The sequence below is a fragment of the Mucilaginibacter sp. Mucisp86 genome (assembly GCF_047324315.1).
Classification (GTDB): domain Bacteria; phylum Bacteroidota; class Bacteroidia; order Sphingobacteriales; family Sphingobacteriaceae; genus Mucilaginibacter.
In genome coordinates, this window is the sequence record NZ_CP168503.1 from 3,545,499 (window position 1) to 3,569,995 (window position 24,497).

A 24,497-nucleotide genomic window follows, 5' to 3' on the forward strand; every position below is an offset into this window, starting at 1 on the left:
CACTTAATAAACCTAATCAATCATTCACTCATATTTTTCCAACCATTCACCTACTTTTTCCTCACCATCACACTTTTCATCCGGCTAAAAAATTCGGGGGTTACGCCAATGTATGAGGCTATTTGTTTTTGGGGCAGATGATCGATTAATGTAGGATAACGTTTGCAAAAGTTATTATAACGTTCTTCAGCGGTAAGGCTTAGGCTGTCTATCAATCGTTGCTGGCTGGCCACTAATGAGTTTTCCGTCAGGATCCTGAAAAAATGCTCGAATTTAGGGATTTGTGTATATAATTTTTCCTGGTTTGTTTTTGATAGCAGGAGGATATCGGTGTCCTCCAGCGCTTCAATGTTTTGTATGCCAGGCTTTTGCGATATAAGGCTATACATGTCGGCAATCCACCAATCGGCGGGGGCAAAACTGAGTACGTGTTCGATACCGCTTTTATCTACCGTATATCCCCGTAAACAACCGGCAGTTACAAAAGCCGAATACTTGCATACCTCGCCATAAGTAAGCAAAAATTGTTTACGTTTTATTTTTTTGGGCTGTAAATAGGCCGTGAAAATTTCCTGTTCTTCGCGGGTTAAGTGAATGTGTTTTTCGAGATTGCTAAGTATCAAATCAAGCGGCATATGCAAAAATGTGGTTTATTTAGCTCATAACCGAACGATGAGCCAATTAATCTATCCTGTTTTTTACAGGTATAGGCATTTATTTAATAAATTTTAAATTAGCTTTATCAACCGCAGGTAAGCCATGCCAAAATATGCGAATGTTATGCTTATAAAGCGGTATGGATAGCAAAAAATTATCAATATGATTGTGAATGGCTTTTTAAACGTAGCCTGAAGCATAAACAAATAAACCTGGAGCGCATTACCAATTACTGCGTTAATTGATTTTAAAGATAAGTTTTATGGTGAAAAATTATTTTTTAACGATCTGCCTGTGTGTTATTGTTGCTTCGTTTGTTAATGCGCAGCAAAAATTTAATGGTTTGGATGTGGGGCTCGGAAATCTTTATCGTACATCTGATGCCAAAACCCGGTCTATAAGTCCTGAAAATTTCAACGGTGAAAAAGGTAAAGGCGGCATGGCTACAACCGGTACCGGCGCCAATGCTTCGCGCGATTTGGGGCAGACCTGGAAAGTAAGTCCGAGTGTTATCATCAAAAAACATACAACATTTACTGTTGCCGAAATTAATGGTTCGGGAGCCATTCAGCATATCTGGATGACGCCCACAGGTAACTGGCGTTATTCGATAATCCGTTTTTATTGGGATGACGAAACTACACCATCTGTTGAGGTGCCGGTGGGCGATTTCTTTTGTATGGGCTGGGGTAAATATGCGCCGGTGACCTCACTGGCTGTGGCCGTAAACCCGGGCAGCGCATTTAATTGTTACTGGCCGATGCCTTTTCGCAAAAAATGCCGTATCACTATGGAAAACATTGATGATGAAGATATGGTGCTCTATTACCAGGTTGACTATACCCTGACCGATGTACCCGAGGATGCAGGTTATTTCCATGCGCAGTTTCGTCGTGTAAATCCATTGCCGTATAAGAAAGATTTTGTTTTAGTAGATAGTATTAAGGGGAAAGGGCAATACGTAGGTACTTATATCGCTTATGGCTCGAACAAAAACGGCTGGTGGGGCGAAGGTGAGATCAAGTTTTTTATGGATGGTGATACCAAATTCCCTACTATCAATGGCACTGGTACGGAGGATTATTTCTGCGGATCATATGATTTTGATACCCGCCACAAGGATGCCGATGGTAAGGAGAAGCCAGGCACTGAATATACCGAATTTTGCAGTCCTTACAGTGGTTTACCACAGGTAATCCGTGGCGATGGGCATTATAATATTGCCCAGCGTTTTGGTTTGTACCGCTGGCATATTGTTGATCCTATCCGCTTTGAAAAAAGCTTAAAAGTTACCATACAGGCGTTGGGCTGGCGGCATGATGGCCGGTATATGCCTTTGCAGGACGATATTGCTTCAACGGTGTTTTGGTATCAAACCGGCGAACATGGCCCTTTCCCTAAATTTCCCTCAAAAGACGAATTGGAAGTAAACTGATGAAATTATATAAACTGACAAAAGGCAGCTTACTGCAACATAAAGGGTCATCATATATTATTGATGATGAATGGGACAAACTGATCAATCGTGATGGTTTGGCCGCTTACCTGGAATCGGTAACTACAGATACTACAGCTTTAAACGCCGAAGTAGAAAATGAACATATAAACGGCAATATTTTGCCGCCTATTGGCAACCAGGAAGTATGGGCTGCGGGAGTAACTTATTTACGGAGTAGAGACGCCCGGATGGAAGAGTCAGAAACCGGGGCAAGTTTATACGATAAGGTTTATGACGCAGCCCGGCCAGAGCTTTTTTTCAAAGCGCTTGCACATCGGGTATCCGGTCATAATGGCGAGGTTTACATCCGCAAAGATTCAGAATGGAATGTGCCCGAGCCCGAACTTACGCTATTTGTTAACAGCGATGGTAATATCCAGGGATATACCATTGGTAATGATATGAGCTCGCGGAGTATTGAGGGCGAAAATGCTTTATATCTGCCGCAGGCTAAGGTATATGAAAAAAGTGCCGCTCTTGGGCCTTGTTTATATGTAACCTCCGAACCAATCCCCGGTGATACCGTGATCAGCATGAACATTAAGCGTAAAGGGGGGTTGGTTTTTGAAGATGAAACAACGGTATCACGTATTAAACGTTCTTTTGCCGAACTTACCGGGTATTTATACAGCGAATGTGATTTTCCTTACGGATGCTTTTTGATGACAGGCACTTGCCTTGTACCGCCGCCAAGCTTTACTTTGCAAACCGGTGATGTGGTTGAGATCAGTATTGATCATATCGGAACGATGGTAAACGTGATCGGCTTAAATACTAAACATAAATAACCCGGTATATGCAGCTTTTAAAAAAGTCATGGTTAGTTTTGCTGATTAGCACTTTTGCTGCATGCACTATGTATAAACCACCTGTGAAAAAAGGAAGTTTTGAATATGACGAGGAGTTTCTGCGGAAGCGGGACGATAGTCTGATAGTTTTAAGTGACGGTGGCTTAGGAATGGTTATGGTATCTCCAAAATATCAAGGCAAGGTTTTTACATCAACCGCAGAAGGTTCTTTAGGTAAAAGTTTTGGTTGGATCAAATATGAAACTTTTGATCAGAAACAGCCCGACCCGCACATGAATGCTTTTGGAGGGGAAGACCGCTTGTGGCTTGGGCCGGAAGGCGGGCAGTTTTCATTGTTTTTTAAGCAGGGCACAAAGATGGAATTTGCCAATTGGCATACGCCTGCTGCTGTTGATAGTGAAAGCTGGGAACTGGTTTCATCGTCGGATAAGAAGGTTTCGATGAGCAAAAGCACACATCTGCAAAATTATGCCGGTACTGAGTTATCAATAAAGCTGGAACGGGATGTGGAGATCATGGAGCCAAATGCCATACAGCAGGTACTTGGTATTGATGTCGACCCATCGGTAAAGGCGGTTGGCTTTAGTACAGTAAACTCTATCATTAATACAGGTGATAAGGTCTGGGATAAAGCCACAGGTGCACCTTGCTTATGGAATTTAGATATGTTTACCCCATCGCCCAAAGTAGTGATCGTGGTGCCATACAATGAAAGCGCTGTGGGTAAAGTGGCTACAACTAATTATTTTGGTGAGATCCCGAAAGACAGGGTCACTTATAAAAATGGAATCCTGCTGTTTAAGGCAGATGGCAAAAGCAGGGGTAAATTAGGTATTCCTCCTCATCGTGCAAAAAATATGGCTGGCAGTTACGATGCCGAGAACGATGTTTTAACTATAACTATGTTTGATGTAGACAGCACCGCATCATACTTAAACCAGGAATGGAAAACAGATACGGCGCCTTACAGCGGTGATGCAGTAAATGCTTATAACGATGGCCCGCTGGCCGATGGAAAACAGATGGGGCCTTTTTATGAGATAGAAAGCGTATCACCGGCAGCGTTCCTGAAACCCGGCGAAAAGCTTACACATAAACATAGCGTGTTCCATTTTACAGGCAATAAGGCCGCACTAAATAAAATTGCATTAAAAACGCTGGGGATTTCGTTAGATAATATTTCGGCAGCATTTAAATAAAAAGATCAATATATAACCAACCAATAAACACTAATGTCAAAAAACAACGCCCTGTTCGCAGTAGCATTAATTACCTCCCTGTTTTTTATCTGGGGATTTGCGCTTAATCTTAACCCGATATTAATTCCGCACTTAAAAAAGGCTTGTCAGCTTAATGACTTGCAATCTTCGCTTATAGATTCGGCTTCCTATATTGCCTATTTCATATTGCCAATTCCCGCCGCCCAGTTTATGAAAAAATATGGTTATAAGGGCGGTATCATTTTAGGTTTGATACTTTTTTCTACAGGTGCGTTCCTGTTTTTCCCTGCGGCTGCAGTACGTAATTACGCGTTCTTTTTAACTGCACTGTTTATTGTGTTTTCGGGTGCTGCATTTTTGGAAACAGCTGCCAATCCTTATATCACAGTGTTGGGCGATCCGGCTGGTGCCGAGAGAAGGATCAATTTTTCGCAATCATTTAACGGTTTGGCAGCTACGCTGGCACCATTGATTGGCGGTAATTACATTTTATCGGGTAAGGTATTAACAGATGCTGAATCAAGCAAAATGTCGCCCGAACAGCTGAACGAATACCTTAACCATGAAGCAGCATCCGTGCAAATTCCTTTTGTAGTAATTGGTGCAGCCGTGCTTGTGGTAGCATTTTTAATATATCGTACACACTTCCCGCCAATTGTTGAAGAAACCAGCGATGAAGCTGTTAATGATAATCGCTCACTTGGTGTAAGAATTGCCGAATTATTGCAAGTGAAAAGTTTAAGGGCAGGTATCTTCGCTGAATTCCTGTACGTAGGTGCACAGGCGGGCGTTAGTAGTTTCTTTATCCGCTATTCAGAAAAAGTAGCCGGATTTGCCGAAAAGCCAGCCTCGTTTTATCTCACTATCGCTTCTGCAGGTTTCATGGCAGGCAGGTTTATTGGTACGTTGCTCATGCGTTATTTCAACCCTGTTAAACTGCTTATTACTTATGCGGTTATCAATATTTTCCTGATAGCTATGGCCGTAACGTTAAAAGGCGAAGTTGCTGTTTACGCACTAATGTGTACCTGGTTCTTTATGTCGATCATGTTCCCAACTATATTTTCGTTAAGTATCCGTGGTCTTGGTGCCAAAACCAAACTTGGTTCATCGTTGGTGATCATGGGGATTGTGGGCGGCGCTATATTCCCGGTAATCATGGGCAGGGTATCAGATGCTACACACAATATTCAAATGGCTTATATAGTGCCGGGCTTCTGTTTCCTCGGCATTTTAATCTTTGCCGTCAATAACCACAAAGTTAAAAAGCTGGTGATGGCCGGCAGTCATTAAATATATCTATCATACTAAAAAATGAATTTACAACTTACAGATAAGGTAATTATAGTTACCGGCGGGGCCAAGGGCATAGGCGAGGGCATAGTGAAAGTGTTAGCCGCTGAAGGCGCTATCCCGGTTATTGTAGGCAGGAGTGAGGCTGATAATCTGAAAGTGGTTCAGGCTATTGAAGCGGCAGGCCATAAAGCATACCAGGTAGTGGCCGAACTTACTGATCCTAAAGCAAGCGAAAACGCAGTGAATGAAGTGGTAGCCAAACTTGGCCGCATCGACGGATTAGTAAACAATGCAGGTGTAAATGATGGCGTTGGTTTGGAAAGCGGCGATTACGAAGGCTTCATGGCTTCCCTGCATAAAAATATGGTACACTACTACCTGATGGCCCACCATGCACTGCCCGAACTAAAAAAATCAAAAGGGGCTATCCTGAATATTACCTCAAAAACTGCCGATACCGGCCAGGGGCATACTTCGGGTTATGCGGCATCAAACGGTGGTCGTAACGCCCTTACCCGCGAATGGGCAGTTGAATTGCTGAAATATGGTATCCGTGTAAATGCGCTGGTAGTTGCTGAGTGCTGGACACCGCTTTATGCCAACTGGATCAAAACCCTTCCCGATCCTCAGGCAAAACTGAAAGAGATCGAATCAAAAATCCCGCTGGGTAACAGGATGACTACTGCCGAAGAAATTGCCAATACTGTTGCGTTTTTATTGTCGCCGGTATCAAGCCATACAACGGGTCAGTTAATTTATGTTGATGGCGGTTATGTGCATTTGGACAGGGCGCTGGCTAATGCATAAGGGATTAAATAATCATCGAATTGATCTCCCGTTTACCGTGTCTTCACGGTAAACTTACTTATAACCAAAAGCGCCCGTGAGGACACGGACGCGGGGATAAAATAAAAATATGTCATTGCGAGGAACGAAGCAATCGCACGGAAGCATAGCTGCTCTGTATAGTATGCGATTGCTTCGTACCTCGCAATGACATGTTTTAGAAATCTGTGGATCTCCTACAAAGAAAACCCTTTCAGATACTGTTTCGCATAAGTTTCGCCCCAATCTTTCATGGCGTTTTGCAGTACAGTAAGAAAACTTTTGTTATTACCCGCTTTTCCTTTTTTAGGCGCTGTGAGCGATTTCTCGTCCACCGGTTGTTCGGTAACTTTGGTTGCAAACCAGGTTATATTTTCATGCGGTAATGCAACTCCCAATATCATACCCGGCAGACCATTAAACGATTCGGGGCCGCCGGAAACAGGGATCTCATCGGTATAAAAAGCCACTACATAAATTGAATCAAGGATCAGTCCGTTCGCTCTGCGGCATGGATAGCCTGCAATTTCACGTGTTTCGCCGGTTAGTTTCCATTTAATGTGCCTTGTGGTGTCTTTTACCAGGAAAGTTTCTTCAAATACCCTTTTTTGGCTGGTGCTTATTCCTGTATTAAAATCGGTGTATATTGTATTATTCTGTATGGCCATCGGCAGTTCGTCGCCAAAATTGTTGGGTGTGTACTCCGGTTCAATGGGGGTAAACAGGGTTTGGTTATTGCCAAACTTTAAAGTGCTTTTCAAAACCTTAAATTGGGGCTTGTTCTTTTTGTATTGATCATACATGGGCTGATACCAGGTTTCATTATCCTTATTGATCAGTTTTTGCAGCAGCGCCCACATATTTGATGTTTTATCATACTCAATGGTGCCGTGAAATGTAAAGTGCTTGTTGCCTTGCGCCAGTAAAGGGTTTGCGCTTAGTAGCAGTAAGGTTACTATGGTTAAAATCTTTTTCATGATAGGTTATTTTTTAGGTGCGCCGCCTCCAACTTTGTTAAAATCCCATGTTAGGGAGAACATAAAATATCTTCTGATGGTAGTATAACGCTCCTGGGTAAGCACATTGGCTGATCCGGTGCGGTTATAGCCGGTATTTTGATTTAGCAGGTCATTACCTGAAATGGTAGCTTTCAAGGCATCTTTCATAAACGTCCTTGATACATTGGCATTAAGAAGAAACCTTCTGAAATCTTGCGGGAATGATTTTGTCGGCGCATTATAAGTATAGTTTCCGTCCGATCCGATCTGAAATTTGCCGGGCAGGTAGATATTAAACCCTCCGTTAGCATTAAACCCGCGACCATTATTATTCAATAAGGTGTTAAGCGATGACGAGTTGATGGTATAAGTTGGGCCTGCCGATACCCATGCGTCATACTTCTTTTCCTTGTATTTAGATAGCCTGACACTGCCCGAATAGCTATATGATTTGGTTTCGTTCAGTACATCGTTAGACATATTGTAATAGGTATTACCATTAGCATAAACCTCCAGGCCTGCATTAATTCCTATTCCCGGAATCTTCCTTTCAAAATAAGTATTCACCCAGAAATTGTTGGTTGATTTGTTTTTAAGGTTTGATGATTTATAGGTGCTGATACCGGTTGTAGTATCGCGCATAACATTGCTAACGATAGGGTTGCTGGTAGTTGAGTATGATCCGCTGATCCAGATATATTGATTACTGATCACCTTGTACGAATTATAGCTGATGTTATACCTGTTGGTGAAAGACGGCTTTAAATCGGCGTTACCCTCCTGTATATTCAGCGGGTCGGTATTTATTCTCACCGGCTGAATTTGATCGATATTAGGTTGAGTTGTATTACCATTATAGCTTACACGGATGCTTGATTGCTTGGAAAACTTGTACTGGAAGGAAGCCTGCGGGTACCAGTTGGTGAAGTTGCGCACCAGGTCAGAGATTCGTCCAAACTCATCAACCTGTTTAAACTTTACGCCGGCTACCTTGGTGCCAAAGTTGAACGAATATTTTTGCTTTTGCATATTAAATACCGCACCACCCTGGTTTGAAAGCTGGTTCAGTTTATAGTCACTGCTGTAAACACTGTCTAAAGCGGTGTAAATAGCAGCCGAGCTAACCGGTTTGTTAAACGTACGCCTGTCGGCAGTGGCGTTATTAACCGCTAAGGCATAGCTCAGGGCAAGGGTGAAATCCTTGGCCAATGGCTCGGTATAGGTAATGTTGGTATTGATATTGGTACTTTTTGTTTTATTCACCTTGTATTGATCAATGGTGTCTTTGTTTATATAAGTACCAACCGAGTCATAGAATTGCGTGTTGGATTTCAGGAAACCTTTGGAGTCACTTTCGTTATAAGCCGTTCTGAAGTTTACCGAAAGTGTACGACTTTTCTTCTTAAATTTTTTGGTATAAAACGCGTTTGCATTAAATACTTTGCCATCAACATTGGCACTATTTTCACGATCGTTGCTGTTGATCAGGCTGCCATCTAAACGACGCGTTTGCGTGGCAAAATTGCTGCGGGTATTACTGTTTTTTAATGTTCCGTCGGCAGTGATCTTCAGGTTCTGCATCGAATCGATCTTTACCTGGTAGTTTACATCCAGCTTTTGGCGGAACATGTAATTATGATTGTTTTGATCGCTGTTCACATTCGATATGTTACCGGGGAAGTTATTTTGCTGTTGGGTGTTTTTGGTGCCATCAACAGTAAGCGAACCTATTTTATAGTTGGTGTTAATGGATTCTTTATCATTATTCCATTTGGTATCATAATGAGCGCCGCCGGTACGGGCAACAGGTTTGCCTTCACCATTATACCTGCCATCAAAGCTGTCAAGGTCATCACCACCGCCACCGAAGATATAGATGCCACCATCATCGCCAAATTCCATGCCGCCACCGCCTCCGTATTTGTTATTATCTTCCCAGCCTAAACCTGTTTTGCCTGTGTTGCCAAGGGTACCGTAAACAGAAAATTTCTGTTTGCCTTTAAAGCGGTTAAATAAAGCCTGTCCCTGGTAATAACCATCAGTACCTATGCCGCCGTCCAACTTGCCAAAGTAACCGTTCTTTTTATCTTCTTTTAGTTTAATGTTAATGGTTTTATCTTTTACCCCATCATCAATACCGGTAAAGGCAGCCTGGTCGCTTTTTTTATCATAAAGCTGAACCTTATCAACCATATCGGCACGCAGGTTTTTAGTAACCAGTGTAGGGTCATCTCCAAAAAACTCTTCGCCATCAACCAATACTTTTTTTACAGTTTGCCCCTGTGCGGTGATCTTCCCGTCTTTATCAACCTCAATGCCGGGCAGCTGTTTAAGCAGGTCTTCAACTTTTGAGTTAGGCTGGATATTGTAGGCAGCCGGATTAAACTCGGTGGTATCGCCCTTAATTTTAATGGCTGCCGCTTTGCCTTTTACAATAACTTCCTGTAAAAGCCTTTCTTTAAGGAGCATGCTGATACGGCCGAAATTATGTGTTGTGTGTGCCGAATCTAAAGTAAAACGTTCTACAAAATCGGCATAACCAGGGTAGGTAGCTACAACAATGAATTTGCCCTTGCTTAGATTCGCGATAGAAAAAGTGCCGTCATCCTTAACCCGGGTAAATTTTTGAAGGATAGAATCTTTTGCAGTAATAACACTGATGCTGGCGTTGGCTAATTTTGAGTTTGAAACGGTATCGGCTAACGTTCCTTTAATGTTGTAATTGGTTTGGGCTGATAAGTTTGCTGCGCCCACGAAAAATAGTAATAGTCCAATAATTGTGATTTTCATAAGGTCGATTATGAAAGCCAAAATATAACTAAATAGTTAGTTGTGCAAGGGATTTAACACTTTATACTGTAGATTTAACATTTCATCGCCAAAATTTAACATTTGGTCGTGGTTGGAAGTGTTAAATTCCTGTGGGGATAGCATGGTGTATACAGCCGATAGCCCGGGTATTATAAATAATTACGCAAATTCGCCCTATAAGTTACAGGGATGAGGTTACATCCAAATTGGCCAGGTAAAAAATACATGCCATTAGTATAAATGATCGAATCTACCTCGCCTGTTACCCGAAAAAATACATATTTTAGCACATTATTCTAACCTGTGGCGCTGTCCGGTCAGCGAGTTTAAACATGTATTTTAAATGGTGAAAAAAAGTAAGGTTTTAGTGCTTTCAAAAAGGGCATGTAAGCTTATATTGCTTTTTGTTATGCTGCTGCCTGCAATTAAAGGCAGGGGACAGGGTTTGCAGTTTGGTTCAAACGACAGCCTGATGAGCAAGCGCACCTCGTACCAGGTTTTTAAGGATGACTTGCCAACTTTTCATGACCGCCTGGTTATCAGTTTCGATCTTTCACTATGGGACAACCAGCACCTTGGCTACATTTTAAATTTAACCGATGATAAAGGTAACTCATACAGTCTGAGTGCCATTTACGATCATGGCTCGTTCCTTAACTTCAATATCGACAGCCGGAGCAACAAGCTCAATATTCCTCTTCCTGATGCTTTGCTGAAAAGACGTAAATGGTTTAAGGTGATTGTTGATCTTGACCTTAAAGGTGATAAGGTAGGTATCGCCGTAAACGGAAAATGGTATCGGGCCAACGAGTTGGGTTTTACCGGTAAAATAACTGCAAAGATCACTTTTGGCAAAAACGAGCATTATTCGGATGTGCCCAATATGGCCATCAAAAACCTGGTTGTGAGCAATGACGATAAAAGCTATGCATTCCCACTTAGTGAATGGACGGGTAACGATGTTTTTACTGCCGGTGGTGATAACCTGGGCCATGTTGATAACCCGGCATGGCTTATCAATGAGTCATATTTCTGGAAGCAAAAGTTTGAGCATACTTTTAATGAGGTTGCCGGGATCAACTTTAATGAAAAAAATGAGCAGTTCTTTATTTTTAAAAGTGATTCGCTTATGTTTTATGATGCAGGGCGTGACGCGGTGGGAACCAAGCCATTCAAAAATAAATTGGCGGTGCCGTTGCACCTCGGGAAAAACATTGTAAACCTTAAGGAAAATAAGTGCTATTTATATGAAGTGCTCAGGGCCCCGCAACCTGCGCCAAGTATCGCTTCTTTTAACCTCGACAGCCTTAACTGGGATTTTTATGGCAAATCGACCATAATGGAGCAAAGGCATCATCATAATATTTTTTACGATAAAGACTTTAATAACTTTTACCTGTTTGGGGGGTACGGATCGTTTAAATACTATAATAATTTTTTTAAATACGATAAAGCCACAGATACCTGGCAGCAGCAAAGCTTTACCGGCGACGTGATTAATCCGCGGTTTTTCTCGGCTGCAAGTACGGCTGACAGCAATAACGAAGTTTACATTTTTGGCGGTTACGGCAACCAATCGGGCAACCAGGTAGTAGGCGGGATGCACTATTATGATTTGTACCGAGTTAATCTTAGCAATCGTACCATCAAAAAACTATGGGAGATTAAACCCGATGAGGAGGCTTTTGTACCGGCCAACAACCTTATCGTTTCAAAGGATAAGCAGTTTCTGTATGTGCTATGTTATCCGCATGAACGGCCTAAAACCAGTTTGCGCTTATATAAGTTTTCAATCAGGGATGGTTCATACCAGATTGTAAGTGGCACTATTCCCGTTGTGTCCGAACGGATAGAGACGGATCATAACCTGTTTTATAACGCCAAGCAGGATGTGTTTTATTGCACAACACAAGAGTTTGAAACCCCGTCGCGATCAACCATAAAAATCTTTGCGCTTACTGCGCCACCTGTGAGCCAGGAAGCGTATATGGCAGCCCATGAGCCAAGGAAACAATCCTTTACTTTATACAGGGTTTTAGGCGGAGCATCTGCACTAGTATTGTTATTTGGTATTGTGACATTTTTTCTGAAGAGGAAGAAAGAGGATGAAGAACCTGTACCTGCTGTAAATGGAGAGACCGTTATTGAAGACGCCGAAGAAAAGGAGATAGACAATAAGGTCAACGCGGTTTACCTGTTGGGCGATTTTACAGTTTATGATAAAAATAAGCGGGAAATTACGTATTTGTTTAGCCCAAAGATCAAGCAGCTTTTTATCCTTATTTTATTAAACAGCCGTGAAAAAAATGGGGTGGTATCAAAAAAGATCTCTACTACATTGTGGCCTGATAAGGATATAGTCAAAACCAAGAATATCCGGGGGGTAACTATCAATCACCTGCGCAACATCCTTTCGGATATTGATGGTTTGGAGCTTGCTTTTTTGAATGATACTTATAGTTTTATCATTACCGAAGGTTTTTACTGTGATTACTTTGTAGTGAGGGATTCCCTTAAACAAGCTAATGGTAGCGAACCGGCTGTGTTCAATTACTTTGACCTGGTGGCCCGAGGTGGTTTGTTGCAGCATATCCCTGAAATTTGGCTCGACGATTTTAAACAGGAATATGAGGAAGCGTTGATGCCTGTTATTTTACCGGTGATAAAAAAGGTTTACGATGCTGCTGATTATAAAAAAGCGTTGGAGATTTCCCGTATTGTATTAAGTATTGATCCCTTCAATGATATTGGGATTAAGTTTAAGCTTAAAGCATTACGCCGGACTAAAGGTATTGAACATGCACGCAAGATTTATGAGGAGTTTAGTGCCGAATATGAGAAATCATTGGGCGAAGAATACCCTGTTCCTTTCGAAAAAATCTGCTCCAATAAGTCTGACCAACGCTAAATTAAAAATTTAAAAGCCTGATAATTAAGTGTGTTTTGAAGAAAATTAATGTTTTATGAATAAATACTACTAAATATATGGATTTAATAGAATATTTATATATTTGCAACAGATTAGTTTGCAAATGGGGTTCATTTTTTAAACTAAATGGCAGGTGCTGGCCGGCAGCAAACGGATGGTTCGACTCCACCCCTGCATCTCTTCTCCACTCATGATTTATGTTTTATAATTGGTTAGCAAAAAGAGTATTCCTGCCCATCAGGAACTCTTTTGCCTTTTATAAACAATTGATTGGTGATTTTAATTGCGTAGAGGCGCATTACATGCGTCTCCCGTATGACAAGCTGATAGGTAGTCGATAATCTGAGCACACGAGAAGACTCATGTGATGCGTCTCTACATCAAACTTAATTGTTGTAATGCAAATTTTAACCAAACTTCCCATCAAACAACACCTTTCAGGATAAAATACTTATTAAAAAAATTTAAAAAGTTCTTTTGATTCAGATTTTGTTTTAGTAAGTTTGTATTGATAATGCACAGCATATTATTATACGCACTTTACTTTATTCTCATGTCGGTGAGGATAAACATTTTTGTTAATTGGTTTGATAAAAATCCTCGCCCATGGCGGGGGTTTTTTGTATAGCGACTTTTTTAAACTTTAACATATAACATATAGGTTTTGAACAAATTATGGCACGATTAAATTTATTGGAAGAGACGCGTTACGAGAAGTTACCTGTGAGCGTATACAGCAACCAGCAAGAAGCCTCGGTGGCAGTAGCGAACCGGATAGCAGACCTGATCCGCGCAAAACAAGCCAAAGGCGAAAAAGCGGTATTAGGGCTTGCTACAGGTGTAACTCCTATCGGAGTATATGCCGAACTGGTAAGGCAGCACAAAGAAGCAGGTTTAAGCTTTAAAAATGTGATCACTTTCAACCTGGATGAGTACTACCCGATGAAACCCACAGCAGCGCAAAGCTATGTGACATTCATGTACGATAATTTGTTCAGCCATATTGATATTGAAAAGGAGAACGTTCATATCCCTGACGGTACACTGGATAAAGACGAAGTTGTAGCATTCTGCTTACAATACGAAAAGCAGATAGAAGAACTGGGCGGATTAGACTTACAGATCCTGGGCATCGGCCGTACAGGTCACATCGGTTTTAACGAGCCGGGCTCGGCACCAAACTCCGGTACCAGGATGGTAACGCTTGACGACCTGACCAGGCGTGACGCCGCCCGTGATTTCGGTGGTAAAGCTGATGTGCCAACCAAAGCTATTACCATGGGTATCGGTACTATCTTCAAAGCAAGGGAAATCATATTGATGGCCTGGAACAAAAAGAAGGCTCCGATCATCAAAAAAGCGGTAGAAGGGGAGATTTCGGGCGAAGTACCTGCAACCTATCTGCAATTATCACAGCATGTAGAATTTGTGCTGGATGCAGATGCTGCATCAGAGCTAACAAGGTTTGATACCCCATGGTTGGTAAAAGACTGTGTATGGGATAACCAGTTAAAGAAAAAGGCTGTAATTTGGTTAGCTAATGAGGTTAACAAACCGGTACTGAAACTAACTGAAGAAGATTACAATAACCACGGCATGGCACAGCTTGCTGTAGAGCAAGGCCCGGTATACAATATCAACATTGATATCTTTAATCAAATTCAGCATACTATCACAGGCTGGCCGGGAGGTAAACCGGATGCTGATGATTCACAAAGACCGGAAAGAGCATTGCCGGCCAAAAAACGTTCAATCATTTTTTCGCCGCACCCTGATGATGACGTGATCTCAATGGGGGGCACCTTTATCCGTTTGGTAGACCAGGGCCATGATGTACACGTAGCTTACCAAACCTCGGGTAATACCGCGGTATGGGATGATGATGTGTTGAGGTACATGGAATTTGCCATTGACTTTACCAACAGTATTGGCGAAGACACTACTCATCTTCAGAAATCATATGAAGATATGCGTGCCTTTTTCCCAACCAAACAACCAAACGAAATTGACACCCAGGAGATCCGCAATGTAAAAGGCTTTATCAGGAAAACAGAAGCTATTTCAGGTGCAAGATATGCAGGTTTACAGGACGATCATATTCACTTCATGGCCCTACCCTTCTATGAAACAGGCAAAACCAAAAAGAATTCAGTAGGCGAGGAAGATATCCAGCTGACTATCGATTTGCTGCAGAAAATAAAACCACAACAAATCTTTGCGGCAGGTGATTTTGCCGATCCTAACGGAACCCACCTCGTGTGCTTTAAAATCATCTTAGCTGCATTAGACAGGCTTAAAGGCAAAGAAGCCTGGGTAGAGGATTGCTGGTTATGGATGTACCGCGGCGCATGGCATGAGTTTGAAACTTACGAGATAGAAATGGCTGTGCCACTTTCTCCACAGGAGGTGATCCGCAAGCGTAACGCGATCTTCAAACATCAGTCGCAAAAAGATACACCGGTATTTCCTGGCGATGATGCGAGGGAGTTCTGGGTAAGGGCAGAAGACCGCACGCGCGACACTGCTCAACGCTACGACCGCCTTGGCCTTGCCGAATATGAAGCTATGGAAGCGTTTGTAAGATATAAATTTTAAGTTAAAGATATTAACGCAAAGCCAGACTTACGAAGTTTTTAAAACTTCGTAAGTCTTAAAGCTATCAAGAAGTCCTTACATTTTGTAACGGCCGTATGGTTTACCATACGGCCGTTTTTTTATGAAAAATTAATACATTTATAAGTAATGAGGGCAAGGTTAACAAAAGTTAAATCAATAGATTTAAAAAAGGTTACTGTTGAAAAAGCAGTAGCAGAAGAAACGAAGACGGACCAACAATCGGATAGAATAGTCATTTTCGTCTTTATCTTGCTTGGTATAATCTTTATAGTTTTGGGACTAATCTTTGGATTCCAACGAAGATTGTATGTTTCTCAATAACGCGTTTGTAATTATTACCCAACAAAAAAAAGCCTCCCCCATTTGGGAAGGCTTTCAAATATTAAATCCAAAATCAAAATTCCAATATCCGAAATTAAGATGCCATTTGCTTGCGGATGATGTTTAACGCGCCACCTGCTTTAAACCACTCAATTTGCTGCGCATTGTAGGTGTGGTTTACAGGGAATGATTCGGTTGAACCATCTTTGTGGTGTAATACAACGGTTAACTGTTTGCCTGGAGCAAAAGTTGTTAAGCCGGTGATATCGATGTTATCATCTTCCTGGATCTTTTCGTAATCGTTAGGATCAGCGAAAGTGATACCAAGCATACCTTGTTTTTTAAGGTTGGTTTCGTGGATACGGGCAAATGATTTTACCAATATAGCACGTACACCAAGGTGACGTGGCTCCATAGCCGCGTGCTCACGTGATGAACCTTCGCCATAGTTTTCGTCGCCTACTACGATTGAACCGATACCTGCTGCTTTGTAAGCACGCTGAGTAGCCGGAACAGGACCATACTCGCCGGTTAATTCGTTTTTAACGCTATCGGCAGTAAGGTTAAAGTAGTTGATAGCACCGATCAGCATGTTGTTTGAAATGTTATCCAGGTGACCACGGAATTTCAACCATGGGCCGGCCATCGAAATGTGGTCGGTAGTACATTTACCTTTAGCTTTGATCAGCAATTTCAGGCCTGTAATGTCGGTACCTTCCCAGGCTTTAAATGGCTCAAGCAATTGTAAACGCGATGAAGTTGGAGAAACGATAACTTCAACTTTGCTGCCATCTTCGGCTGGTGCCTGGTAGCCTGCGTCTTCAACCGCGAAGCCTTTTACCGGTAACTCGATACCTTGTGGCTCGTCAAATTTAACCTGCTCACCGGCTTCGTTAGTTAAAGTATCAGTAAGCGGGTTAAAAGTTAAATCACCCGCGATAGCGAAAGCGGTAACAATTTCCGGTGAAGCTACGAAAGCGTGGGTGTTAGGGTTACCATCCTGGCGTTTAGCGAAGTTACGGTTAAACGAAGTGATGATAGAGTTTTTGCGGGTAGGATCGTCAGTATGACGGGCCCACTGGCCGATACATGGTCCGCAGGCGTTGGCCAATACAACACCGCCCATTTGAGCAAAAGTATCAAGGTAACCGTCACGATCGACAGTGTAGCGCACCTGCTCAGAGCCCGGAGTGATGGTAAACTCGGCCTGGGTTTTTAATTTTTTATCGATAGCCTGTTTGGCGATAGAAGCTGAACGGGTAATGTCTTCGTAAGATGAATTGGTACATGAACCAATCAAACCAACCTCTAATTTGGTAGGCCAGCCGTTTTCTTTAACAGCGGTAGCAAATTTAGAGATAGGCCAAGCCAGATCCGGAGTGAACGGACCGTTTACGTGTGGTTCAAGCTCGCTCAGGTTGATCTCAATAACCTGGTCAAAATATTGTTCAGGGTTTGCATAAACTTCTTCGTCGCCGGTTAGGTGCTCAGCGATAGCGTCAGCAAGTTCAGCAATATCGGCACGTTTAGTACCTTTTAAATAAGCTGCGGCTTTTTCGTCGTAACCGAAGATAGAGGTAGTAGCACCTATCTCGGCACCCATGTTACAGATAGTACCTTTACCGGTTGCAGAAAGTGAACGGGCACCTTCGCCAAAATATTCAACAATAGCGCCGGTGCCACCTTTTACAGTAAGGATACCAGCTACACGCAGGATAACATCTTTTGCTGAAGTCCAGCCAGAAAGTTTACCAGTTAATTTAACACCGATTAGTTTAGGGAATTTAAGCTCCCATGGTAAGCCGGCCATTACGTCGCAGGCATCAGCGCCACCAACACCAATAGCAATCATACCTAAACCACCGGCATTAGGTGTATGTGAGTCGGTACCGATCATCATACCGCCAGGGAAAGCGTAGTTTTCCAACACTACCTGGTGAATGATACCTGCACCGGCTTTCCAGAAACCGATACCATATTTATCAGATACTGAAGCCAGGAAATCGTAAACTTCACGGTTAACGTCAACAGCAGTACTTAAATCTTCAACAGCGCCAATTTTAGCCTGGATCAGGTGATCGCAATGTACGGTAGACGGAACAGCAACCTGCGGGCGACCAGCTTGCATAAACTGCAAAAGGGCCATCTGCGCAGTAGCATCCTGCATGGCTACGCGGTCTGGTGCAAAGTCAACATAATCTACCCCGCGACCGAATGCTTTTTGAGCATCGCCTTCGCTAAGGTGGGCATATAAAATCTTTTCGGTTAAAGTTAGGGGTTTACCGGTCGCTTTACGGGCAGCCTCAACGCGGGTGCTGTAGCGGTCGTAAACCTTTTTGATCATATCTAAATCAAAAGCCATTTGTATTTGATTTTTAGGTGAAAAGTAAAAGAAATTGACGTTAAGCCCATTAACTGGCCTTAGAGCGGCGAATTTACAAAAAATAACATTTGAAAGCGGTTAGTGGTTTATACAAATGTTATTTGGATATGTTCTAAATAAGTGATTGGGATGATAGGTAAAGAAAATATATAATTCTTTTGTGCAAAAAATTATCTTCGTTTAACCTTTTCACTATGCGCAATTTATTTTTCTTTTTTATAACCATCATTTTTCTCTCGTCCTGCATTACTGTGGTTCAACAAAAAAATCCCGAAGATCAGGAGGCAGAAAAGAACAAGCAGATAGATCACGACTTAGAACTGGCGACGCAAGCCATGAAAGATATTGAGAGTCGTTATAAACACCAAAAGGGTATAAACCCTGATCCACAAATCCCAATCGTAAGTTATAAACTCACACAGTCAGAGTTGATGACCCATATGGTCATAAAATTTAAAAATAAATCCAAAGAATCCATATCACACATCGAATTTGTTTGGCGAATTTTTGACAAAGATGGGAAGGAGCTACGTTATGATAAAGATCAACGTGGTATCGGAGACGAGTTAGTAAATCCTGGCCAGGCTTATACGGGAGAATGGTCATTTAATAAAATTCCTACCGCAAAAACAGCTGAAATCAAGCTGAAAACGGTGCAATTTGAAAATATAATTAAGGACTATTGACATATAATTACCAGTTTTTATGGCAGTGGCAGTTGATAACCGCAAACTATTGCTAACCAAACCGCCACTGCAACAAAACCTGCCACTGCTACTTCAACTGCTTCAAAATCTCCTCAATAGCCCTATCCAACTGCGGGTCTTTATTTTCAATCCTGTCTGCAAAATCTGTTTTTACATAGATATCCGGAGTTACGCCTGTTTTTTCGATATCCTTACCATCAAGGGTGTAGCAACCCCAGGCCGGGATGCGATAAAACGAACCATCAACAAGGCCTTTGCCGCTGGTGAAAATGATCCAGCGGTAGGTTTCGGTGCCGATGATCTTGCCCAGGCCCAGTTGCTTAAAGCCTTGCGAAGTCATTTCGCCATCGCTCAGGGTTTGCTCATTCATGAGCAGGATGATGGGTTTGGCTGCCGGTGCAAAGTTTGATTGCTGCGTTTTTTTACCATCGCGGTAAGCCCATTGCAGGTATGGCTTTTGCGACAGGAACCTCAAAACATTATCATGCACGTTACCACCGGTATTATACCTCAGGTCGAGGATCAGCGCATCTTTATTATAAGCATCGTCAACCATATCTTCCAGGAAGTCTTGCAAAGCGCCGTCGCCCATGTTTTTCATGTATGAGTAAGCAATGCGGTTTTTACTTTTTTCGGCAACAGTTTTGGCATTGGTCTTGATCCAGTCGTCGTAAAGATTGCCCGACAGATCGCCGGTTGATTCGGGATGAAGTTTTACTTTAATATCCTTGCCGCCACGGTTAAAGGTTAGCTCAATTTCCTTATCAAGCGATGGCTTACTGAAGTAATAGTTGCGGTCTTGTTTTTCATCAACGGCAACACCATTTACTGCTTTTAGTATATCGCCCGGTTTCACATCGATACCTGCTTTATCCGCATTACTATGGATGGCAATACTGCTCACTTTATATGGCGATTCATTATCAAAAATGATCCCGGTTTCCATGGTACGGTAGGAGATGGTTTTTTTCTCCTCGCTGCCGTTTGAGTAAAAGCCCTGGTGCGATGAGTTGAGCTCGCCAAGCATATCATTCAGCAACAGGCGAAGGTCTGCACGGTTTGTAATGTATGGCACAAAGGCTTTATAGGTATCATGCACCTTTTTCCAGTCGGCACCGTGGAAATTACCATCGTAGTAATTTTCATCCAGACCGGCCCAGGTTTCGTCAAACATCTGTGCAAACTCGCCTGCCATGTTACGGGTGAAACTGTAATTGATCTCTACTTTATCAACTTTGTTGGCATCAATGTTTAATGTATAGATATTGCCACCCGCCGTTATAAAATATTTATCGCCATTGCCAAAAATATCAAAGTTGCCAAAATCGCCGCCGCCAACTTTTTCTGTTTTAGGCTGTTCAAAGTTTTCGAGGGTGGTGCGGTAAAGTGCTGCTTTGCCCTCGCTGTGGTTGGATGCATAATATATCAGCGTTTTATCTCCCTTTTGAATTACATATGAACCCTGTGCCTGTCCAAACTCCGGACTGATCCGCTCCAGGCGTTTCATCAGTTCTTCGGTATCTATGGTAATATCATCGGGTGCCTTTGGTGTAGGCTGCTCAGATAAAGGTTTCTTTTTGTTAGACGCTTTTTTGTCCTTATCCTTTTTGTCTTTATCGTCCGAATCTTTTTTCTCCTCTTTAAACAAAGCGGTAAACTTATCCATCTTAAAAGGATCGTCATACTTTTGCAGCGGCATCCGGTAAATATGGGCATCTTTTGAGCCATAAGGATATTCCGGCTGTGTGCGCGATGATGTGAAATAAATATACTTTCCATCCGGCGACCAAAACGGCGCAGCCTCAGTAACACCGCTGTTGGTGAGATTAGTGATCTTTCCGGTTTTTATCTCGTAAACAAAAATATCCATTTCAAAATTGCGGTAGGCATTGTAAACCACATATTCACCATTTGGTGAAAAGCGAGGCTGCGGATTATAAAAGCCCCAAAACTCGTCGGTAACAATAGTTTTTGAAGTAAGCGCATTCAGATCCAATAATTTCAACTCATTGCGACCGCTCAGGTAAATAGCTTTTGACCTGTCTTTGTTCATGCTCAGCAGGCGGTCGCTGCCTTTATCGCCGGTAAGTTGTTTTTCAGAACCTGTACCGTCGGCTGCTATCGTATACCAGTTAGGGAAGCCGCCTAAAGTTTGACCAAAAATCAAGGTTTTATTATCGCTCATCCAGCTAACTTCGGTAACCCGCTCGCTGGTATTACGCTCCAGTTTTTTGCCGAATTTACCTTCGGCATCACTTACAAATAATTCGCCGCGGGATACAAAAGCCAGTTTCTTGCCATCGGGTGATAATGCTGCCGACTCAATTTTACCGCCTGTTTCAAACGATTGATCCTTAGGCAATACATTATTGCGGAACAGGTTTAAGTTTAACTTTTGTGTTTGTTTAGATGCAACATCGTAAACAAAAATCTGGTAATCTTTTTCAAAAACAATTTTGCTGCCATCGGCACTCACCTGCGGGCGTTTGATAGAGGTTGGGAACTGGGTTAAAGCCGTTTTTTTGCCATCGATAAATGTGTACAGGTTATATTCCTCGTTGCCCTCATCGGATATGAAATAGATATTCCCTTTTTGATCTATGGTAGTCCAGAAATCCTTGCCCTGCCAGTCGGTATATTTTTTATACGCCTTGGTTTTAGGATTGTACGATTGGATATCGGGATTATAAGCACCTTTATAGTGCTTGCGGGTTGGGAAATAGATACTTTCCCATGTATTGCTGAAAAACAATTCGCCGGTTTGCGGATGCTCAACAACGCCGTGTATGGTATTGAAATAATGCCCGAACAACCTTACAGGCGTGCCTCCGGTTGCTGCTACCTTATACTCGCTGAAACCATTATAACGGGACGAGTTGAAGTAGATGGATTTCGAGTCCCAGGTCCATGAATCAACATTATCGCCGGCATCGTTATAGGTAAGCTGTTTGATGTCACCGCCGGCAAGGGGCATCACGTACACATCATTGTTGCCAAACTGGTTTGACGAAAAGGCAAGCCATTGCCCGTCGGGCGACACCCGCGGACTGGTTTCTTCTCCCTGCATGGCTGTTAACCTTGTTGCTGCCGGACTGTTAATATCGGCTTTCCAAAGGTCGCCTTCATAAGTAAAAATTACGGTTTTGCCGTCGGGAGTAAGGGTAGGATTTGAAGTAAAATAGTTGCTGGTTGTTTGAGCTTTAAGATTTGTTTGACACAATACTGCCGAAAACAATACAATGTATAGTTTCTTCATATGGTTTAAGTTTTATGAATAAATGTATTTTTGAGCCATGTTAAAAGTGGTGCACCTCAATACGTATGACGGCAATGGCGGGGCGGGCAGGGCCTGCATGCGCCTTAACCGGGCATTACTAAGCCAAAATATCGATTCTAAAATTATAGTACATTATAAATTTGGAAATAATCCTGATATCAAGACTTTTAACCGTAATGTTATCCAAAAATCATACACGGCGGCAACCATTATTTTGGAGCGCATACTGGCTAAACGCTTTTTAAAACCCGATAGCCGCACACCATTTTCCTTTACCTGGTTTGGTCGTTCGGTAATTAAACACCCTGATGTTAAAAATGCAGATATTATTCACTTGCATTGGATCAATCATGGCTTTTTAGATCCCAGGCATATAGCGGAAATTAGAAAGCTGGGTAAGCCTGTAGTGTGGACTTTTCATGACAGCAATGCCTTTACCGGAGGATGCCATGTGCGCTATACCTGCGATCATTACCAACAACAATGCGGCAATTGTCCATTGCTGATCAACGCAGGAGATAATGATATTTCGTACCGCATCTGGCAGCAAAAAAATGAAGCTTACCAGCAGCTGGGCTTTAACATCATAGCACCAAGTTTATGGATGCAGAATTCTGTAAAGAAAAGCAGTTTGATGCGGGATATAGCTACATGTAATATTCCGAATACGCTGGAAACCGATGTTTTTAAGCCGATAGATAAATGGGAGGCAAAAGCAAAAGCCGGGTTGCCAATGGATAAGTTCATTTTTTTAAGCGGTTTCATGCCATCGCGCAAAGATCTGCATAAAGGTACCCAATACCTGCTGGAAAGTATGGAATTACTTAAGCAACGTTTAGGTGCAAATACAGATCAGGTAGAACTGGTTGTATTTGGGAACCGCGGCACAGAAAACCTGCCCGACTTCCCTTTTAAAACCAGTTTTTTAGGAACCATCAATAACGATGAAAAGCTGGCCTTGCATTACGCTGCTGCCGATGCTTTTTTAATCCCCTCGCTTGAGGATAATTTGCCTTACACCGTGATGGAAAGCCTGAGTTGCGGCACACCGGTAATAGCGTTTACTACCGGCGGTATCCCCGACATGGTGCAGCATCAATACAGCGGTTACTTAGCTACCTATCGTTCGTCCGAAAGTTTTACTGATGGAATGGAATGGATCATTAAACATCCTGAAAAGGACAAGTTGAATAGGCAGGCACGGCAAACCATAATGGATAGATTTTCGGAAGAAGTGATCGCCAAAAAACATATCGAAGTATATCAACAATTACTAAACACGGGAGGTAACAATGTTTAACCCCCGGTTAAGCGTTATCACCATTGTTTATAATAATGTGAGGGATATTGAGCGGACTATCCGCTCGGTGATTAATCAGACATATACCAATATTGAATATGTTATTGTCGATGGTTTATCTAACGATGGTACCCTACAGGTAATTGACAAGTACAAAAGCAAGGTAACCAAATTCATCAGCGAGAAGGACGAGGGTATTTATGATGCCATGAATAAAGGCCTTACCCTGGCAACCGGCGATTATGTGATCTTCATGAACTCGGGAGACGAGTTTTATGATCACGAAACCGTTGCCGCTGTTTTTGCTTCGGCACATGACGCCGATATTTATTATGGTGAAACCGAAATGATTGACGATGACGGACATAGTTTAGGTCAACGCCGGCATAACGCCCCCGCTAAGTTTACCTGGCGTGGTTTTAAATATGGCATGAGCATCAGTCACCAGGCTATTTATATCAGGCGTTCATTAGCCGAACCTTATGACCGCCGTTATCAATTAAGCTCAGATATCGACTGGATAATCCGCGCAGCAAAAAAAGCCAAGAAGATCGTCAACGTTAACCGTTACGTGGCCAAATACCTGGTAGGCGGCATGTCGAAGAAAAAGCACCGACAGAGTTTGATGGAGCGCTTTGACATCATGAAGCGCAATTATGGCTTGATACCAACCGTTTTTAACCATTTTGTTATTGCCTTTAATTTAGGCTGGTATTGGTTAAGGAACAGAAGGACGAATGATTAATCGAATGCGAGAATATGTTCTTCTCTGGCGCAAGTGTTGCGTGGTTGGCTGAACAAGGCCCACTTGTGGCTGCGTGTATCGGAAAGCACAAGTCAGCAATCGCAC

15 protein-coding genes are annotated in these 24,497 nt (G+C 42.5%); 10 read left to right on the forward strand and 5 right to left on the reverse strand.

All coding sequences use genetic code 11. From position 1 onward, the window contains the following. Nucleotides 1–50: 50 nt before the first annotated feature. A complete protein-coding gene (locus ACEN9X_RS15070) occupies nt 51–635 on the reverse strand; it encodes a Crp/Fnr family transcriptional regulator (RefSeq protein WP_413665922.1) in 585 nt (194 codons plus the stop codon). Between the two features lie 284 nt (nt 636–919). Here ACEN9X_RS15070 and ACEN9X_RS15075 point away from each other — a divergent pair, with 284 nt between their 5' ends. From ACEN9X_RS15075 to ACEN9X_RS15095, 5 genes are all read left to right on the forward strand, one after another. Then, nucleotides 920–2,092: a glycoside hydrolase family 172 protein gene (locus tag ACEN9X_RS15075; protein WP_413665923.1), complete on the forward strand. Its 1,173-nt coding sequence runs from the start codon at nt 920–922 to the stop codon at nt 2,090–2,092. Next, on the forward strand, nt 2,092–2,943 hold the full coding sequence (locus ACEN9X_RS15080; protein ID WP_413665924.1) for a fumarylacetoacetate hydrolase family protein: 852 nt from the start codon (nt 2,092–2,094) through the stop codon (nt 2,941–2,943). The genes ACEN9X_RS15075 and ACEN9X_RS15080 overlap by 1 nt, the downstream gene beginning before the upstream one ends. Before the next feature lie 83 nt (nt 2,944–3,026). Continuing rightward, nucleotides 3,027–4,163, forward strand: a complete 1,137-nt coding sequence (locus tag ACEN9X_RS15085; protein ID WP_413665925.1) for a DUF6786 family protein — start codon at nt 3,027–3,029, stop codon at nt 4,161–4,163. 33 nt (nt 4,164–4,196) lie between these two features. Beyond that, nucleotides 4,197–5,477, forward strand: coding sequence for an L-fucose:H+ symporter permease (gene fucP / locus ACEN9X_RS15090; protein ID WP_413665926.1), 1,281 nt, complete (start codon nt 4,197–4,199; stop codon nt 5,475–5,477). Nucleotides 5,478–5,498: 21 nt separating this feature from the next. Continuing rightward, nucleotides 5,499–6,287: an SDR family oxidoreductase gene (locus ACEN9X_RS15095; protein WP_413665927.1), complete on the forward strand. Its 789-nt coding sequence runs from the start codon at nt 5,499–5,501 to the stop codon at nt 6,285–6,287. 215 nt (nt 6,288–6,502) lie between these two features. Here the strand turns inward: ACEN9X_RS15095 and ACEN9X_RS15100 are convergent, their stop codons facing one another. Together ACEN9X_RS15100 and ACEN9X_RS15105 are read right to left on the reverse strand one after the other, a co-directional pair. Next, entirely contained in the window at nt 6,503–7,282 is a 780-nt protein-coding gene (locus ACEN9X_RS15100) for a GLPGLI family protein (protein WP_413665928.1), read from the reverse strand. Nucleotides 7,283–7,288: 6 nt separating this feature from the next. Beyond that, nucleotides 7,289–10,093, reverse strand: a complete 2,805-nt coding sequence (locus ACEN9X_RS15105; RefSeq protein ID WP_413665929.1) for an outer membrane beta-barrel family protein — start codon at nt 10,091–10,093, stop codon at nt 7,289–7,291. A 364-nt stretch (nt 10,094–10,457) separates the two neighbouring features. Here ACEN9X_RS15105 and ACEN9X_RS15110 point away from each other — a divergent pair, with 364 nt between their 5' ends. Then, nucleotides 10,458–13,022: a kelch repeat-containing protein gene (locus tag ACEN9X_RS15110; protein WP_413665930.1), complete on the forward strand. Its 2,565-nt coding sequence runs from the start codon at nt 10,458–10,460 to the stop codon at nt 13,020–13,022. Between the two features lie 696 nt (nt 13,023–13,718). Then, nucleotides 13,719–15,638, forward strand: coding sequence for a glucosamine-6-phosphate deaminase (nagB, locus tag ACEN9X_RS15115; protein ID WP_413665931.1), 1,920 nt, complete (start codon nt 13,719–13,721; stop codon nt 15,636–15,638). Nucleotides 15,639–16,074: 436 nt separating this feature from the next. On the opposite strand, the gene ACEN9X_RS15120 is transcribed toward nagB, so the two are convergent. Then, nucleotides 16,075–18,342, reverse strand: coding sequence for an aconitate hydratase (locus ACEN9X_RS15120; RefSeq protein ID WP_413665932.1), 2,268 nt, complete (start codon nt 18,340–18,342; stop codon nt 16,075–16,077). A gap of 215 nt (nt 18,343–18,557) precedes the next feature. Between ACEN9X_RS15120 and ACEN9X_RS15125 the strand changes: the two genes are divergently transcribed. Next, nucleotides 18,558–19,049, forward strand: coding sequence for a hypothetical protein (locus tag ACEN9X_RS15125; RefSeq protein WP_413665933.1), 492 nt, complete (start codon nt 18,558–18,560; stop codon nt 19,047–19,049). A gap of 88 nt (nt 19,050–19,137) precedes the next feature. Here the strand turns inward: ACEN9X_RS15125 and ACEN9X_RS15130 are convergent, their stop codons facing one another. Then, complete coding sequence (locus ACEN9X_RS15130) at nt 19,138–22,326, reverse strand: S41 family peptidase (protein ID WP_413665934.1); 3,189 nt, start codon at nt 22,324–22,326, stop codon at nt 19,138–19,140. 37 nt (nt 22,327–22,363) lie between these two features. Here ACEN9X_RS15130 and ACEN9X_RS15135 point away from each other — a divergent pair, with 37 nt between their 5' ends. Both ACEN9X_RS15135 and ACEN9X_RS15140 read left to right on the forward strand, forming a co-directional pair. Further along, entirely contained in the window at nt 22,364–23,647 is a 1,284-nt protein-coding gene (locus tag ACEN9X_RS15135) for a glycosyltransferase (protein ID WP_413665935.1), read from the forward strand. After that, complete coding sequence (locus ACEN9X_RS15140) at nt 23,640–24,392, forward strand: glycosyltransferase family 2 protein (protein WP_413665936.1); 753 nt, start codon at nt 23,640–23,642, stop codon at nt 24,390–24,392. The genes ACEN9X_RS15135 and ACEN9X_RS15140 overlap by 8 nt, the downstream gene beginning before the upstream one ends. The last annotated feature ends 105 nt before the right edge of the window (nt 24,393–24,497 follow it).

Coding starts and splice junctions, on each gene's coding strand:
- ACEN9X_RS15095 (WP_413665927.1), top strand. CDS start 5,499: ATGAATTTACAACTTACAGATAAGGTAATTATAGTTACCGGCGGGGCC.
- ACEN9X_RS15075 (WP_413665923.1), top strand. CDS start 920: ATGGTGAAAAATTATTTTTTAACGATCTGCCTGTGTGTTATTGTTGCT.
- nagB (WP_413665931.1), top strand. CDS start 13,719: ATGGCACGATTAAATTTATTGGAAGAGACGCGTTACGAGAAGTTACCT.
- ACEN9X_RS15070 (WP_413665922.1), bottom strand. CDS start 635: ATGCCGCTTGATTTGATACTTAGCAATCTCGAAAAACACATTCACTTA.
- ACEN9X_RS15100 (WP_413665928.1), bottom strand. CDS start 7,282: ATGAAAAAGATTTTAACCATAGTAACCTTACTGCTACTAAGCGCAAAC.
- ACEN9X_RS15120 (WP_413665932.1), bottom strand. CDS start 18,342: ATGGCTTTTGATTTAGATATGATCAAAAAGGTTTACGACCGCTACAGC.
- ACEN9X_RS15125 (WP_413665933.1), top strand. CDS start 18,558: ATGCGCAATTTATTTTTCTTTTTTATAACCATCATTTTTCTCTCGTCC.
- ACEN9X_RS15110 (WP_413665930.1), top strand. CDS start 10,458: ATGGTGAAAAAAAGTAAGGTTTTAGTGCTTTCAAAAAGGGCATGTAAG.
- fucP (WP_413665926.1), top strand. CDS start 4,197: ATGTCAAAAAACAACGCCCTGTTCGCAGTAGCATTAATTACCTCCCTG.
- ACEN9X_RS15080 (WP_413665924.1), top strand. CDS start 2,092: ATGAAATTATATAAACTGACAAAAGGCAGCTTACTGCAACATAAAGGG.
- ACEN9X_RS15135 (WP_413665935.1), top strand. CDS start 22,364: ATGTTAAAAGTGGTGCACCTCAATACGTATGACGGCAATGGCGGGGCG.
- ACEN9X_RS15130 (WP_413665934.1), bottom strand. CDS start 22,326: ATGAAGAAACTATACATTGTATTGTTTTCGGCAGTATTGTGTCAAACA.
- ACEN9X_RS15105 (WP_413665929.1), bottom strand. CDS start 10,093: ATGAAAATCACAATTATTGGACTATTACTATTTTTCGTGGGCGCAGCA.
- ACEN9X_RS15140 (WP_413665936.1), top strand. CDS start 23,640: ATGTTTAACCCCCGGTTAAGCGTTATCACCATTGTTTATAATAATGTG.